The following is a 15627-nucleotide window of genomic DNA, read 5'->3' as shown; positions in this document are numbered from 1 at the left end:
GAAACAATTTTCTCACACTCAATACAGTGGACTTAATCATGCCTCCCCTGACCGTTTCAGAGAAGGCAGCCTTGAAAAAGTACTCTTAGCATTAAGATAAGCGAATAGAAACGTATCTATAAATTAGTAGCTAAGTGCAGTTACTTTTGAATCTGGCGTAAGTATAAACAATTGCTTACCATTAGACACCATTCTACTTCCAGGCTTTTGATTGGTATCGGCTAATTTAAAGGCTTTTTTCTCACCAGACTTAGGATCGAGTAAAAAAACAAAACCACCTCTGTCTATAACCGCAATATAATCTCTGAAGAAAGTAGGTTCAGAAAGCGCTCTATCCTCAAGCTCTCGGTTTTCCCATATCTGGGTTCCATTAAGAGCATTCAAAGCAATTACGCTGCTATCCTGATTTACAATAACAAGTTGATCATCCTTTACCGCTACGCCAACAGCGCTTGGAATACTGCGCTGCCATTCCAACTTACCTGTTTCAACCGATAAGGCACTTAACGTTCCGTTATAAGCCACCGCATAAACCGTCTCACCTTTAACTACAAGACGACCGTTTACGTCCGTTAATCGTTCAATTTCATAACGACCTTTGGGGGTGCCTACTTCGTATGACCATAGCTCTTTTCCTTGAGACAAAGAAAAGGCTTTAAGCTTACCATCTGCAAAACCAGCAATGACTTTATTACCTGAAATAACGGGCACACTTGTACCACGAACCGTTAAGGCAGGAATGTCCTCTTTAGCGCGCCATATTGTATCACCAGTATTCGCTTCTAAGACACTTAACCAACCATCGCCAGTTTGAACTGCAAGAAAGCCATTTTGGTAAGTCGGCTCCGACAGAATCTCTGACGTCAACGAACGCTCCCAAACCACTTCTTTTGTACTCAGAGAAACGGCAACTAATTTTGCATCATAAGTACCAAAATACAGCAAATCGTTGTTTAACTCGACGCCTGCACTTGGCTCATAATCTGTTACAAAATAGTTTAAGCGGCGGCCATCAGATTGGCGTAGTTTATATACTGCTCCACGACGAGTAACGAAAAATACACCATCATCCTTTACTACTGGATTAAAGCGTTCAGTGTATTCCCCATATGATCCGTCGACTCCACGTCGCCAAGATGTATCAAAAAAAACCTCTTGATCCATTTTTTCAGGTTCAGGTAAAGGCAGTTGGGTGGCACACCCTTGCAAAAACAATGCAATAAGCAAAGAGGACAAAAGCAATATTTTAGACATAATTAGCTCTTCGCAAGATCACCTAATTTAATATCAAGCAGAGGATGATTTTGTCCTACCTCCAGTGCTTGCTTAGCTTGCTCATAAGCGGTTCTTGCTTCGTCTCGTTTACCTTGACGTAAATAAATATCACCTTTCAGTTCATTCTTTTGTACCGAGAATGCGTTGTCTGAAACCATATCCAATTTGCTTAACGCAGAATCGTAATCTTCTTTCTCAGCGAGAAGGCGCGCCACACGTATAACAGCGACAGCTTGGAACGATTTATCTTCGGTTCCAGTGATAGCACGCTCTAAAGCAGAAATGGCTTTATCATAATTGCCTTTGTTTACTTCAAGCTCTGCCACAAAAAGCTCGGCAAACATCGCATAGCCAGTATCGCCGTACTCTTCACTTAATTGAGCAGCGAGCGCAGCAACATCTTTTTGGTTTTTCTCAGTATCTAGATCTGCAGCCGCTTCAACCAAAGTTTGGTACATGGATGACGCTTCACTAATGTGAGCCGCTTCATTCTGTTTCCACGTTTGAAAACCAAAGTAGCCACCTACTCCAACAGCAACAGCAAGAATCAACGCTGTACCGTTTTTCTTCCACCACGTTTTAAACGCTTCTATTTGTTCTTCTTCTGTTTTTAACTCTGACACCTAATCGTCCTCAGGTTACATCTTTATCTTATTAATCAAAACAGCGTATCTAACGACAACATCGCTAACAACCGCTGTTTTACTGTTAATCCGCTGCTTTACACTGCCTTTTTGCTTACACCACTAAAGATAGAACTCTTAGCGTTCAATTAATTTAAAAAAGACAGTAAATACTCAGCAATGTTGTCCAAAACACATTCTTCTTGATGCCCAGTTGTCATGTCTTTAACCTGACAAACATTTTTTTCGACTTCGTTCTCGCCCATTATTAACGTGAACCGTGCGCCAGATTTATCAGCTTTTTTCATCTGGTTCTTAAAATTACCGCCTCCACAGTGGCGCAATACCGTTAAACTTGGCACTGTCTCTCTGATCGATTCAGCAGCTTTAAATGAAGCTAACTCTGCAGCGTCACCCATGCTGACAATGAACACATCAGTGGACGCTTTTGCGACATCAGGCACTAAGTTCAGCGTTTCTAATAATAGAACAAGCCTCTCAAGCCCCATAGCAAAACCCACCGCTGGAGTTGCTTTACCACCCAACTGCCCTACCAACCCATCATAACGCCCACCAGCACATACTGTTGCCTGAGCACCTAAATGAGTTGTTACCCATTCAAATACAGTTTTACCATAGTAATCCAATCCACGAACGAGCTTGCGATTAATTACATACGGGACGTCGTTGGCTTTTAATATGGCTTGCAGACGATCAAAATGCGCTTGAGACTCTTCATCAATATACTCATCTAGGCTTGGCGCATTTTCGAGCACCTTTTGAGTGTTTGAATCTTTTGAATCTAATATACGTAGAGGGTTCGTTTCTAATCTGCGCTGACTGTCTTCATCCAACTCATCTTTATACTGAGTTAGATATTCAACCAAACTGGCTTTGAAATTTTCACGAGCTTCAGCGACACCAATGGTATTCAACTGAAGTTCAACGTGCTCAAGTAAACCTAACTTCTTCCAAAGGCGTGCTGTTAAAATAATTAACTCGGCGTCGATATCGGGCGTCGCCATGCCGAACGATTCCACACCTATTTGATGAAACTGACGATAGCGGCCTTTTTGCGGGCGCTCATAGCGAAACATCGGACCAACGTACCATAAACGCTGGATTTGATTAAATAACAATCCAGCCTGATCTGCAGCACGAACACAGCTTGCTGTGCCCTCTGGACGCAACGTAAGCGATTCTCCATTGCGATCATCAAATGTGTACATTTCTTTTTCAACGATGTCGGTCGTCTCACCAACACCGCGCTTAAACAGTTCAGTATGCTCTACAATAGGAAAACGAATTTGATGGTAGCCGTAACTGTTAACCACTTCCGCGACTGCATTTTCAATATACTGCCAAATAGAGGATTGACCAGGCAGGATATCATTCATACCTCGAATTGCTTGTACTTTACTACCCACTTTCGTTTCCTTATTGCTTGGCGATGATGTTAGAAAGTTCGTTTTCTTTTGCCGCAGCTTTTTCACGAATCATTTTTTCTAAACCATCAACCAGTGTTTCATTCTTTAGTTTACTGTTCGGTTTACCGTCTAGATAAACCAAGTTATTTGGAGATCCCCCGGCTAAACCGAGATCCGCTTCTTTCGCTTCCCCAGGACCATTCACAACACACCCAATTACTGCAACATCCATTGAGACAGTAACATCGTCTAGACGTTCCTCAAGTTCGTTCATCGTTTTGATAACATCAAAGTTCTGTCTAGAACAACTTGGACAAGCAATGAAGTTAATCCCTCGATTACGAAGTTTTAGGCTTCGAAGCATATCCCAACCTACTTTGACTTCCTGAACGGGATCTGCTGCAAGTGATACTCGCAATGTGTCACCAATACCGTCCATTAGAAGCAATCCCAAACCAATTGAGGACTTAACGGTTCCAGAGCGCAAGCCCCCGGCTTCAGTAATGCCCAGATGGAGTGGATTATCGATTTGAGAAGCGATCTTTCGATATGCCTCAACCGTCATAAATATATCTGATGCTTTAAGACTTAACTTATACTCATGAAAATCCAATTCATCGAAATACTCGATTTGTCGAAATGCGGACTCAACAAGCGCATCCGGTGTCGGTTCACCGTACTTTTTTTGCAAGTCTTTTTCTAAAGACCCTGCATTGATACCTATTCGAATTGGTATGTTTTTATCTCGGGCACAGTCTACAACAGAGCGCACTCGGTCTTTGTTCCCTATGTTTCCTGGATTGATTCGCAAACAATCCACCCCGTATTCCGCCACTTTAAGAGCAATACGGTAATCAAAATGAATGTCTGCAACTAACGGAATCGAAACTTGCTTTCGAATTTCTTTAAATGCTTCCGCAGCTTCCATAGAGGGAATGGAAATACGAACAATATCCGCACCGGCTTGCTCAATTGCTCTAACTTGCGCAACGGTAGCATCGACATCGCACGTCTCTGTATTCGTCATACTTTGGACACTGATCGGTGCCCCGCCGCCTACAGGCACATTTCCGACCATAATTTGACGAGACTGTCGGCGCTTTATTGGTGATTCGAAATGCATAGTTCTCTCTATTTAAGCTCAAATCGAGCTAAGTCTTTACTAATAAATGAAGAAAAATCGAACTCTTCGCCTTTATATTTAAGCGACGATACTCCGCGAGCAAAACCCAAGACGACTCTATAAGGCGCGCTGCCATTTAGCTTAAGCGTACTTCCTTTAGATTTAACGCCCGAATACAGTATTCTCCCTCGACTGTCTCTCACTTCTGTCCAGCAATCAGCACTGAAGGTCATCACTACGTCGTCTTTATATTCTGGCTTAACCACTTCAAGTACAGGCTCAGGTTCGCTTGTATCTCGTGCTGTATCTTTAGCGACTTTTTCTGGATCAACGCCCGCTTCTTCTAAAATAGCTTTTGTTTCAGCAGATAAGCCAATTTCAATGTCACTGTCTTCAACCGCTTTTTCTTCAGCCAGCTCGCCTGCCACGACAGCCTCCGTCACCGTTGAACCCTCTTGAGTCGGTTGCATGACCTCAACACCACTATCGTTAGTCGCGCCTGCTTGTTCAGTCACAGATTCTTGATATGCAGGTTCAGCGCTTTCATTTGGCGAAGATCGTTCCAATGTCGGCCACCAAACAGCAAGAAAAATCATTACCGCAACAATGACCACGGAGACAAGAATTACAATTGGATCGCCAAAGTTGGCCTGTTTATTAACTTTATCGACAGGTTTAACGGTAGGTTCGTGAGAAGCTTGCTGTAGATCAAAAACAGATAAAATCGGACGAGGGTCTACGTCTAATAAGCGGCAATAGCTTTTAAGATAACCTCTAGCGAACATGCTACTGCGAAAATAGTCAAATTGATTATTTTCGAGTGCAATAACCTGTTCTATAGGTAATTTCAGTTCTGTCGCTACTTGTCTTTCATCAAGACCAAGCGACATCCTTTTCATTTTTAATTTTTTTCCGATCTCTGTCTCGCTGTTATCGTCTAACGAGACCGTCTCTACTTTATATTCGGTAGTCATTTTTATACCTTGGGTCTCAGGCAAAACAAGGTGGCATGAAATGAATGGAAAGAAAGGTCAGTCTCGTGAAAAGCTACTCACGACAGACATATCCATATCATTACTCATTTTTATGGCTTATGTTCATGTCAAATCACACATATCCATTAAAAAACAAGTTATCGAGCCTGATGTAATACTTAAAAGCACACCTTATCAATAATGGCTATTAAAACAAGATTGACGGCTACCATCAAACCTCATTCGCAAAAGAATGCACATTTTTATATCAAAATTTGGTAGAACATGAACTTTGACCATTATTTGAACGTTTCAGTCGATCAAAGTTCATAAAATCCTGTCTTTGATCGATTAAGACTGGTCGCTTACTTCACGCAGTTCTATGTATTTTTGTGACCGACGCGTCTTATCATGAAAGTCACCGACTAACTGCCCACACGCTGCATCGATATCTTCGCCACGAGTCGTTCTAACCGTTACGGTGTACCCTTCATCTGCCAATATTTTCTGGAAACGACGAGTCTGATTGTTCGACGGCTTCTCATACCCAGAATGAGGGAAGGGATTAAATGGGATTAGGTTTACCTTACATTCCAAATTTTTCAACAAGCCTACCAATTCACGAGCATGCGTTTCTTGGTCATTCACACCCGCCATCATAGTGTACTCAATTGTAATATGACGCTTATCAGGAAGATTGTCTAAATAATGCTGACAAGCTTCTAACAACTCTTCGATTGGGTATTTTCGGTTAATAGGTACCAATTCATCACGCAATGGATTGTTAGGAGCATGCAGTGAAATGGCCAGTGACACATCGGTACGCTTAACCAACTCGTAAATCTTTGGTACAACCCCTGACGTACTCAACGTTACACGTCGCTTTGACAGGCCGTAAGCATTGTCGTGCATCATCAAGATCATTGCATCAACAACCGGCTCAAAGTTCATGAGCGGCTCTCCCATCCCCATCATCACCACATTAGTGACACGACGAGGACCATTTGGATCCATAGGTCCAAATGACTTTATAGCGATCCACACCTGACCAATGATCTCTGCAGGCGTCAAATTACGATTAAAACCCTGTTTTCCAGTTGAACAAAAGCTACAGTCTAGAGAACAACCGACTTGAGAAGAAACACATAACGTCGCACGGTCGCCATCAGGTATCAGCACCGTCTCTACACAGTCATTTTTGCCACCTTCAGTTCGAATAATCCATTTACGAGTACCATCGGTCGAAATATTTTGCTCAACAATTTCAGGCGCACGAATCTCACATATCCCTTCTAGTTTCGCTCTCAGTTTCTTACTGACGTCCGTCATTTCCTCGAAGCTTTCAGCACCCTTTTGATGAATCCACTTCATAACCTGAGTTGCACGAAATTTCTTTTCGCCTATCGATTCGAAAAACTCGATCAATTTTTCAGGGGACAAACCGAGCAAATTAACTTTTTGTATAGCAGACATGTTTCAACCAATCACTTGCGTAAACGCTTTGAGGGATTTACAGCCATTCAGAACTATCAGCCTAAAAACCCAATGTTACAAATATTAAATACGAAAAAAGCTTCTGAAAAGAAGTACGCTTTTCAGAAGCCTCTAAATAGAGGTGCAGCAAAATGACTGCACCTCTGCAAGTCTATTTATATTAGTCGCTAAATAGACCGCATGCTTATTCTTAGTTACCGAAGAAGTAAGCCACTTCACGCTCAGCAGAAGTCGTAGAATCAGAACCGTGCACAGCATTAGCATCGATAGATTCTGCGTAGTCAGCGCGTAATGTACCTGTCGCTGCTTCTTTAGGGTTAGTTGCGCCCATCAATTCACGGTGACGTGCTACAGCGTTTTCACCTTCAAGAACAGATACAACAACTGGGCCAGAAGTCATGAAAGCAACCAAGTCTTTGTAGAAAGGACGCTCTTTATGCTCAGCATAGAAACCACCAGCAAGCTCGTCATCCAGTTGGATCATTTTAGCTTCAACGATTTTTAAACCAGCACGCTCAAAACGAGTGTAGATTTCACCGATAACATTTTTTGCAACAGCATCAGGCTTGATGATAGATAGGGTGCGTTCTAGCGCCATTTTAAACTCCAATATGTATTTTTTAACAGACCCAAACATTGAGCCTGTAATCTAAAAAGTTTCGCGCGTGGATTATACGCATGTATTTATTAAAATTGTATGCTCATAGCAAAAATCTTTGATTACTTTTCAGTCGAGCAAGAAAACATGACTAATTCCCAAACAAGGGAAAAACCAGGCATCATTGCATTTGCGTATCAAAGCAGCTTACAAAATTCATCAAACGGCACAGGGCGACTGAATAAATAGCCTTGGGCAGATTGGCATCTATGTTTACTCAAAAACGCTTTTTGTGATTCAACTTCAACACCTTCTGCAATAACGCCTAATTTCAGACTTTCAGCCATTGCCAAAATTGCCAATACAATCGCCTTATTACTTTCACTATCGATCAACTCTCCGATAAAAGAGCGATCTATTTTTAGAAAATCGATCGGCAGTTTAGGTAGATACGAAAGGGAGCTGTATCCTGTTCCGAAGTCATCAATCGCGACACTAACCCCCAATTTTCGAACCTCAGAAAGAAAGTGATTTATTCTCTCAAAGTCGTTAACCAGAACGCCTTCCGTAAGCTCTAGCTCCAAATAAGTCGGATCAACTTCATTGGTTTCAATATGCTCTTTAATAAAGTGCAAAAGCGATCGGTCACTTACCTGCGCTGGCGATAAGTTTACGGACAACTTAATATACTGTCCGTTCTCATGAAGCTGCGATAACAACCTTGAAGCTTCTTGAATAACCCACTTCCCAATCGCAATGATAAGCCCCGTTTTTTCAGCAATAGGAATAAACTCATCAGGAAAGACTAGCCCTACATCAGGACGCCGCCAACGAATCAACGCCTCAGCCTGAGAAACTTTACCAGTAGAAAGGTCGAGAATAGGCTGAAGAAACAACTCAAACTCTCCGTTCTCTATCGCATCACGAAGTGCTGCTTCTAACTCCATCCGGCGCAATGAGCTGTCTTTTAGTTCGCGAGAGTAAAATTGAACAACATTCTTCCCAGATTGTTTTGCAGTGAAAGAAGCCAAATCAGCGTACTTCATAAGCTCTTCTGCAATTACACTGTCATATGGAAAATGCGAAACACCGATACTTACACCCACACTGCACTTATACTGCTCTTCCATCACATAATATGGAGCACAAATATCAGATACCATTCTTCTGGCGATCTGCTCACAATTCTGATGTGGCGCTTCTCGCAAAATGACCGCGAACTCATTTCCACCGATCCTTGCAAGCACGTCGTTTGGGCTAATCAGTTGGCGCAATCTTTCCGCCAACTCTTTCAACACCGTATCGCCGACAGCGAAACCAAACACTTCATTGATCGTTTTGAGTTGCCTAATATCCAACTGCATTGCAAAAAAGCTCTGACCGCCGTCTATCGCATTTTCTAAACATTGCCAATAGTATTGACGGTTGGGAAGGTTCGTCAACACATCGAAATAAGTCAGCTTCTCATTGCTTTGTTGAAGGTACTTCTCACGAGAAACGTCAGTCACTAAAAGAAGCCAATAAAGTCCATCGATCTCGCTTTCAATAGGACAAACGGTAAGCTGCATCCACCGACTTAATGACGGAGGTTTCATCCAATACAGCTCGCCACTCCATCGACTTCGAGTATCTAAAATGCGCTGAAATTCAGGAAATTGACGTCCGCACAAGTCCATCAGCAAGGCTGCTGGTTGACCGCCGTCACCGACCTGCATTTCAAACAACTTAAACAACGCAGGATTTTGCTCTATGGGCTGGTATTCGTGACTTATGATAGCCACGCCAAACTCTGCTCCTTGAATAACTTCCGTTACAGGCAAGTTAATACTACTGCGATTATTTTGCTGAACTGCTAACGCTTCGATACGTTCGCGAATGACTTCATGTTGCTCTAAGACCTTATCATTCGAAATAAGAAGCTCTCGCGCAATTTGTAGCGTACTTTGTCTTTTATTGTATTCATTCTCAAGATTGAAGAGGACAAGGAAGTTCTCGTCTTTTTTGGATATTGCTGCGGCTTCCAAACGCAATACCTTTCGACCGACTTGCTCACTCCAGATACCCGAATTAATTCGCCCCTGCGAATTTAAGCCCCAAAATTCTTTGGCATCATACAAAAAGTCAACCAGATAATAAGGAGTGTCATCCAATACGATTTCGTCGCCTACGTGCATCCCGGGAAATAGAGTGTTAAACCAGTTATCGTTTGCGAAATGAATCAGAAAAGAGTCGTCTTTTATATGCTTAAGTACGACACAATCGAATATTCCTAATTCTTGATACAGCAGCGCACTCATACTCTCAACCTCTATTTGTTTAATGCTGCTTTAGCAACATTAAGAAACATATCTTCCACGCCTTCCCCTGTTTTTGCACTCGTACTAAAACTGAGCTCAAATAACGAGGTCACACCACAATCAGCGGCACTGTCCCATGATTCTGATTTAGGCAGATCGCTTTTATTAGCTACTAAAAAAATGGGGATCTCTTTTTCAAGTTTTACTAAACGACAAATTTCGATTCCCTCAAGAAATGACTGAGTGCGTGTTTGATCTACAACAATGATTGCAGCCGCAGCCCCTCGTAGGTATTTAGGATTAAACCCTGCGTATCGATCGACACCTTCAATATCCCACAACATGAGCTGCACGGTAGTTTCGTCAACTTCCAACTTCTTTTTATCGATTTTCACACCGATGCTTGTGAGGTATTTATCAGAAAAAATACCTTCTACAAATTGTTTGACCAAACTGGTTTTACCAACCGCAGAAGCACCTAACATGCATATTTTTTTTTGGATCATCTAGTCCTGCACTTCTCTATTTTCTTCGGATAATGGCCTGACCACATCAAATATCACTTTTGGTGTATCGATATTCCGGTCAAACACACCAAGCCCTGTCGTTCTTAAAATACTGGAAGGGATCCCTGCGTCAATTAACGCCTTCATTACCGCATTAGCTCGATCTAGACTTAATTTATTGTTGTACGCTTCGGTTCCACCTGATGTACTCGTTCCCATGATAATGACAAAAAGCGTTTGCTTTACGTTTTTAGCCAGACGTTGTATTTCATCAAGCTTTATCCCTAGCCGTTTAATGTTTTCAATTTCAATATCAGGCAGTTGATTTTCGTTTACATCAAACCGAATTTTTGTCGCCTTAATATCGTAAATGTATTGTTCTAGTTGCAGTTCATCTGACATTCTTTCAGACAGGCTTTGCGACTCAACACTGACGTCGTTTAACAGAAAATCGACAGATATTGATTCAGGTATGCCGAGCAATTGAGTACGTAATTCTTGGAACCGAGCCACAGATATCGAGCCTGTTATATGCAATGAATCAGAATCAAATACCAGTTCTGGGTACATTTTGACGATTCTAGCTAAACGACTAGGCAACAACCTCTCATCAACCGCTTGAAAATGACGCTCTCTTATTTTTATTCGTTTTTCAGAACCAATATCACGAATCCAAGTAGATGCCTTTTGAGCATCAGGGTCTCTAAGCACCTCAACACAAACACTTTCTGCACAAACATCTGCACTAAGCAGTACAATTCCGGGTACGTCAGGAAGCAGACGAACCTTATTCGCCAATTTATTTAGCGCTATCGTGTTGGACACATTATGCTCATCCAGCTTAACCGCATCCATAATTACCTGTACAGATTTAGACTCCAAGATTACGGAAATCATAGATTGAAATTGATCGTACCTTTCTCTAGATAAACTGCCGAGAAATACTCCACTTTCAGGATCAAATTGCAGCTCCGCAAACGTATTTGCAACCTTTTTCAGTCGTTGTGGCTGTAGCCTTTCATCGAGTGAACGATAACTTCGCTCGGTAAGCAGAATATCATCCATATCAGAAACACTTGAGATCCAAGTCGACACATCTTGAGCTACAGGGTCTCGCAGTACCTCAACACATACCTTGTCACCACACGTCTTAGAACTGAGCAACACAATCCCAGGAGGCGCATTTAAAGTGCGAATATCATTTGCAATACCCTCTCGCTCCCAACCTTTAGAGAAGTATGTAACCAATCCAACAAACCCTAACAACAATAACCCGATTGCTAACCACGGAAGTTTTTTCTTCTCCGCTTTATTCTCTTTTTGCTGGGCTAACAAACACTCATTAAGCTGTTGTTCGGTGTTTTCAAATTCAGATGAATCGCCATCGTAGTCGTTTAGTTCATCATTATAAATCTGATGTATCGACTCGAGAGTAAGCTGTAGTTTGTCAGCGATTCCAGCGGGAGGGTTACCGGTAATCGCAGCAACCAACATGGCTTTAGGACCCTGTTTTATTAGAAGGATGAAATCATCCGTTTTAATTTCATCCAAACTTTGCTCTAGTTCGTTTTCTTGCGGTGAAAACGAGTCGGCAACAAAATCATTAATGGCTGTCAGCATAGCGGACACCATATCGCCATCAGTCGCTTGGGTTTTATCCCGAATGACCGTTTTCAACAACATGCCCGTTTCTTTATGAATAAGAAGAACTTGCTCTACACGAAAAACAAATGTTTTCTGTACAACGTACTGAGAATAACTGATGCCCGCGCGTCGAGCTTCAAAGCGCCACTTAAGCCCTTTGTAGGTTAAGCTACTTTCTAGAAGCTCATTAGTCTGCTCAATAATCTCGGCTAAAAACGAGCTTACCGACTTTCGAACTAAGCTACCGACAAGCGGATAAAGGTAACTAACAAATTGATCTTTTCGCGCGACGACCGACGATTCTACGGATTGCTCAACAAGCGGCGCAATAACAGCGGTTACACTACCGTCGTTTTTTTGCCTATCATGCAACGCTTCCGTTAAAACATTGGTAACAAGATCTCGCGCACTCTCTTCAACAACGTCTCGAACAATCTGACAATCTTCACCTAAAACAAGAGAGCGCAACTGCTCCATCTGTTGGTTTTCGTCAAATTGACTGGCTTGAGAGTCCCTGTTGCTGCTCATAGGCAAACTCAGATGTCTTCTTCTGTCTCAAGATTTGTCGCCACCGTAGCCAAAAGCTTCGCAAGGGTTTTTCTGTCTGTTTTGGAGGAATTAAGTTCTTTTTTAACCTGATTAAGCAGGTCAATTGTTTGATTATGTTTTTGAGTAAACTGATCGGTAAGCTGCTGAATCTCTTCATCAATACGTTTATGAAGTGCTTCATCTAACTGACGGTTATTCTCGTCATTCGATTCCACTTCCGCGGCGAGCGTCTCAATATTCTTAGTAAGCTCTGACGTTTTATAATCGTAGTGACTGTCAACCTGACCAATACGGTCTTCTAACGAATTAACACTTTCCTGCAGTGCCGCTTGAACGTTTGAAATTTGCTGATGCAAAGACTGAGTAGCCTGCTCAAAGCCCGCTCTCATCTCACTTTGAAGAGCTCGAATTCTTTCGTCTAGATCAGCTTTTGCCGCTCCAAATACAATGTTCCGCAACTGATCCAATTCAGACGCTGCCGACTCTGATGCTTTTTCAACGGATCCTGACAGTTCTTCCGTCGCTTCATTTTCTGTACTTTCAACGATTTCTACTTTTTCAGACTTAGTCATACTAATATCCTTTTTCCACACCGAGCAATCTAAAGTAAGCATTCAAATGCAGCAATCCATTTGGCATGGAAAAAAGCATTAACTAATAACTATACTCTCAAAAATGATAAATACCACTGACTCAAAATTGAGTTTTTTGAGTGGCTTCCTAAATAACAATAGATTATTGAGATTTGGCGCGATAATAACGAAAAAGCATTTCAACCTCAATATGCGATAACTGTAATGCGGCTCTATTCACGCAATGCAGATATCGCATTAGTAATAACATCTAGAGCGTAATCAATTTGCGCCTTTGTCGTAAATCGGCCAATGGATAGCCTTAAAGATGCATGAGCCAAAGCATCATCCAAGCCAATTTCCTTAAGAACATAAGAAGGCTCAAGGCTTGCGGAAGTACACGCAGAGCCAGAAGATACAGCGACATCATTCAATGACATCAACAAAACTTCACCATCGACTCCATCAAACCCTACGTTAAGTACACCCGCAACGCGCTGATCACTCGCACCGTTCAAATGCACGCCGCCTAATTTTTGAAGCCCCTCCCAAAGATGATCCCGTAATTCGGCAATGCGAATCGAATCGTCCGCCATCTCTTGCTTAGCAAGCTTATACGCCTCACCCATACCCACAATCTGATGGGTAGGCAGCGTTCCCGAGCGCATGCCTCGCTCATGACCTCCACCATGTATCTGGGCTTCTAATTTTACTTTGGGTGTTCGCCGAACATATAAAGCGCCAACACCTTTTGGGCCATACGATTTATGAGCAGTAAGAGACATTAAATCTACGTTCATCGCCTTTACATCTATATCTACCTTCCCGGTAGTTTGGGCTGCATCTACATGAAAAAATATACCTTTTTCTTTTGTAATCGCTCCTACTGCCCCGATATCCGTTAGTACTCCTAGCTCATTATTGCCATGCATAAGCGACACCAAAACAGTATCTTCAGTAATGGCGGCCTCAACAGAAGCGACAGTGATTTCACCTTTAGAGTTCGGCTTTAAATACGTGACTTCAAACCCTTCTTTCTCAAGTTGCTTGCATGGGTCTAATATCGCCTTATGCTCGATTGAAGAGGTAATGATATGACGACCTTTTTTGCGATAAGCATAAGCAACCCCTTTCAGTGCGAGGTTATCCGCCTCAGTCGCCCCCGATGTCCAGACAATTTCGCGCGCATCAGCATGAATCAGCTCTGCAACCTGAAGACGAGCTTCCTCAACGGCCTCTTCCGCCCGCCAGCCAAAAAGGTGCGAACGAGATGCAGGGTTTCCAAAATTACCGTTTTCAGTCAAACAAGACATCATCTTTTCGGCGACACGAGGATCCACTGGAGTAGTGGCAGAATTATCGAGATAAACTGGGCTTTGCATGTATTGGGTCTCTAACTATCTTTTAACTTATGTATCTAAAAATGAGCGAAATAGCGACTAAATAATTTTAAACAGAAGCGCTTGCAATCGCTTTTATACGCATGACAATAGAGCGCAATCCGTTCCCACGAGTCGGGCTTAAATGGCGCTCCAAATCCACTGCTCCAAAATACCCATCGATATCAAACTCTAAGATTTGCTTGGCAGTTTTGTGATCATATGCAGCAAGCACCAACCCCAACAACCCCCGAACAATCACAGCATCACTGTCTACAGAAAACGTCAACACTTCACCATATTGTGAATCCATTTCGTTACCTGGCTGAATCCAAACACTGCTTTGACAGCCTTTTACCAAACGCTCAGAAGTACGCCATTCTTCCTCAAACTTCGGAAGCGATTTACCTAAATCGATGATGTATTTATAGCGCTCTTCCCAATCGTCAAAAAACGACAAATCATCAATAATATCTTCTGTACTTGGCAAAGACATAACTACCCTCATTTACCCCTAAAAACAAAAAAACAACCAAAGGCCATTTGCCTATGGTTGTTCACTATTTAGTCAAATTAAAACTTGTCATTAAGACAATTATTTGAACATTTTATCTTTGTAAAAACTATATTACAGCTTAAAAAAACAAACCTGCTTCGAGCTGAGCCTCTTCACTCATCATTTCACGTGACCAAGGCGGATCAAACACCAGCTCAACATTGGCACTTTCGACGTTAGGCACAAGTTCAACTCGATATTTAACATCACTTACCAGTACTGGACCCATTCCACAACCCGGAGCAGTCAACGTCATATTAATAGAAACAGCATTTTCATCTTGATTAATATCTACGCTATAAATCAATCCAAGTGACACTAGACTAATTGGAATCTCAGGATCAAATACAGAATCTAGCGCCTGCCATACCTGATCTTCAACAATAATTCCGGAACCGTTATCTTCGAAATTTAGAACTTCAGGTTCCTGTCCGATGGCATCGGCGTCGGTTCCATCAATACGATGCATGTTTCCTTGATAGGTGACGGTATAGTTTCCACCCAAGCTTTGGTTAATTGTAATAAACTGCCCTTCTGGAATGAGCATAGGCTCACCACTGGGTACTCGGCGAGCGGGACAAGCTCGTTGAGTCACAACCATTTTCTGCAT

Annotated in this window: 15 protein-coding genes; 1 reads left to right on the top strand and 14 read right to left on the bottom strand. The window is 42.2% G+C overall.

Annotated features, from left to right (window positions below; all coding sequences use genetic code 11):
• Window positions 1-123 precede the first annotated feature (123 nt).
• From bamB to DFP79_RS01810, 5 genes are all read right to left on the bottom strand, one after another.
• Window positions 124-1254 (bottom strand): outer membrane protein assembly factor BamB, encoded by a 1131-nt coding sequence (gene bamB, locus DFP79_RS01830; protein ID WP_133502255.1) that lies wholly within the window; start codon window positions 1252-1254, stop codon window positions 124-126.
• Between the two features lie 2 nt (window positions 1255-1256).
• Complete coding sequence (locus DFP79_RS01825; protein ID WP_133502254.1) at window positions 1257-1898, bottom strand: tetratricopeptide repeat protein; 642 nt, start codon at window positions 1896-1898, stop codon at window positions 1257-1259.
• 149 nt (window positions 1899-2047) lie between these two features.
• Window positions 2048-3325 (bottom strand): histidine--tRNA ligase, encoded by a 1278-nt coding sequence (hisS, locus tag DFP79_RS01820; protein WP_133502253.1) that lies wholly within the window; start codon window positions 3323-3325, stop codon window positions 2048-2050.
• A 10-nt stretch (window positions 3326-3335) separates the two neighbouring features.
• The gene (ispG, locus tag DFP79_RS01815) at window positions 3336-4448 is read right to left on the bottom strand and encodes a flavodoxin-dependent (E)-4-hydroxy-3-methylbut-2-enyl-diphosphate synthase (protein WP_133502252.1); all 1113 of its coding nucleotides are present in this window, start codon (window positions 4446-4448) and stop codon (window positions 3336-3338) included.
• Between the two features lie 8 nt (window positions 4449-4456).
• Window positions 4457-5422, bottom strand: coding sequence for a RodZ domain-containing protein (locus DFP79_RS01810; protein WP_133502251.1), 966 nt, complete (start codon window positions 5420-5422; stop codon window positions 4457-4459).
• A 40-nt stretch (window positions 5423-5462) separates the two neighbouring features.
• Here DFP79_RS01810 and DFP79_RS17850 point away from each other — a divergent pair, with 40 nt between their 5' ends.
• Complete coding sequence (locus DFP79_RS17850; protein ID WP_166637619.1) at window positions 5463-5624, top strand: hypothetical protein; 162 nt, start codon at window positions 5463-5465, stop codon at window positions 5622-5624.
• A gap of 149 nt (window positions 5625-5773) precedes the next feature.
• On the opposite strand, the gene rlmN is transcribed toward DFP79_RS17850, so the two are convergent.
• The 9 genes from rlmN to sufT all read right to left on the bottom strand — a co-directional run bounded on the left by rlmN (window position 5774) and on the right by sufT (window position 15627).
• Window positions 5774-6895 (bottom strand): dual-specificity RNA methyltransferase RlmN, encoded by a 1122-nt coding sequence (gene rlmN, locus DFP79_RS01805; RefSeq protein ID WP_133502250.1) that lies wholly within the window; start codon window positions 6893-6895, stop codon window positions 5774-5776.
• 211 nt (window positions 6896-7106) lie between these two features.
• Window positions 7107-7514: a nucleoside-diphosphate kinase gene (gene ndk / locus DFP79_RS01800; protein ID WP_133502249.1), complete on the bottom strand. Its 408-nt coding sequence runs from the start codon at window positions 7512-7514 to the stop codon at window positions 7107-7109.
• Window positions 7515-7711: 197 nt separating this feature from the next.
• Window positions 7712-9811 carry a putative bifunctional diguanylate cyclase/phosphodiesterase gene (locus DFP79_RS01795; protein WP_133502248.1) on the bottom strand — a complete coding sequence of 700 codons (2100 nt, stop codon included), beginning with the start codon at window positions 9809-9811 and terminating at the stop codon, window positions 7712-7714.
• Window positions 9812-9822: 11 nt separating this feature from the next.
• Window positions 9823-10317: a Rab family GTPase gene (locus DFP79_RS01790; protein WP_133502247.1), complete on the bottom strand. Its 495-nt coding sequence runs from the start codon at window positions 10315-10317 to the stop codon at window positions 9823-9825.
• On the bottom strand, window positions 10318-12489 hold the full coding sequence (locus DFP79_RS01785; protein WP_133502246.1) for an OmpA family protein: 2172 nt from the start codon (window positions 12487-12489) through the stop codon (window positions 10318-10320).
• Window positions 12490-12497: 8 nt separating this feature from the next.
• Window positions 12498-13082 carry an MlaD family protein gene (locus tag DFP79_RS01780; RefSeq protein ID WP_133502245.1) on the bottom strand — a complete coding sequence of 195 codons (585 nt, stop codon included), beginning with the start codon at window positions 13080-13082 and terminating at the stop codon, window positions 12498-12500.
• A gap of 233 nt (window positions 13083-13315) precedes the next feature.
• Window positions 13316-14464: an IscS subfamily cysteine desulfurase gene (locus DFP79_RS01775; RefSeq protein ID WP_133502244.1), complete on the bottom strand. Its 1149-nt coding sequence runs from the start codon at window positions 14462-14464 to the stop codon at window positions 13316-13318.
• A gap of 67 nt (window positions 14465-14531) precedes the next feature.
• Window positions 14532-14957 (bottom strand): SufE family protein, encoded by a 426-nt coding sequence (locus tag DFP79_RS01770; RefSeq protein ID WP_133502243.1) that lies wholly within the window; start codon window positions 14955-14957, stop codon window positions 14532-14534.
• A gap of 139 nt (window positions 14958-15096) precedes the next feature.
• On the bottom strand, window positions 15097-15627 hold the full coding sequence (gene sufT, locus DFP79_RS01765; RefSeq protein WP_133502242.1) for a putative Fe-S cluster assembly protein SufT: 531 nt from the start codon (window positions 15625-15627) through the stop codon (window positions 15097-15099).

Origin of the sequence: Marinomonas balearica, assembly GCF_004362145.1 — a bacterium.
Lineage (GTDB): Bacteria > Pseudomonadota > Gammaproteobacteria > Pseudomonadales > Marinomonadaceae > Marinomonas > Marinomonas balearica.
Note: the sequence above shows the minus strand (reverse complement) of the source record. Positions and strands in the feature narration are given on the sequence as shown.